Source organism: Mesorhizobium sp. M7A.F.Ca.ET.027.03.2.1 (assembly GCF_003999175.1).
GTDB lineage: Bacteria > Pseudomonadota > Alphaproteobacteria > Rhizobiales > Rhizobiaceae > Mesorhizobium.
In genome coordinates this window covers 1-488 of record NZ_RZOM01001865.1, presented here as the reverse complement: position 1 = coordinate 488, position 488 = coordinate 1, and the positions used below count along the sequence as shown (strand labels likewise).

At 68.2% G+C, this 488-nt stretch carries 1 pseudogene; it reads right to left on the bottom strand.

Annotated elements, in window-relative coordinates:
* Positions 1-488, bottom strand: a pseudogene (locus tag EN750_RS38505) (DNA polymerase III subunit gamma/tau); the annotation flags it as partial.

Here is a 488-nt window from a genome sequence, read left to right as displayed (position 1 = left end):
GTCCAGGCGCGAAGCTTCGTCGTCAGGTCGTTGAGCAGCATCTTGGGCGCATCGCTGGTCAGGCCGACGTCGATGCGGCCGGGCTCGATACGCACAAACCGGATGCAGCTCTTGACCAGCACCTTGAAGGCGATGTCGCGCTGCGCATCGGCGAGCGCAATGATGTCGGCCAGCGATTTCAGCGGCGCCGATTCCATGGCCGGCTCCGGCGGAGCGACGTAGGCAACGGCAGCAGGCGAGGCTTCGACCAGCCGCATGCTCTGTGCCCCGCCCGATCCGGATGGCATGCGCGTCTGCGCCACCGCGCTGGCACCACCGCCATTGCCGGAACTTGCCGGCGCCCCATTCGGGCGCGGCGCGCCATTTTGCACCGGTGCGGCACCTTCGAGCGATCGCAACGCCTCGTCCAGCTTCGGCAGGTCGGCGGCGTGCGCCAGCCGGATCAGCACCATTTCGGCGGCACTGACCGGCCGGTTGGAAGACTGCAC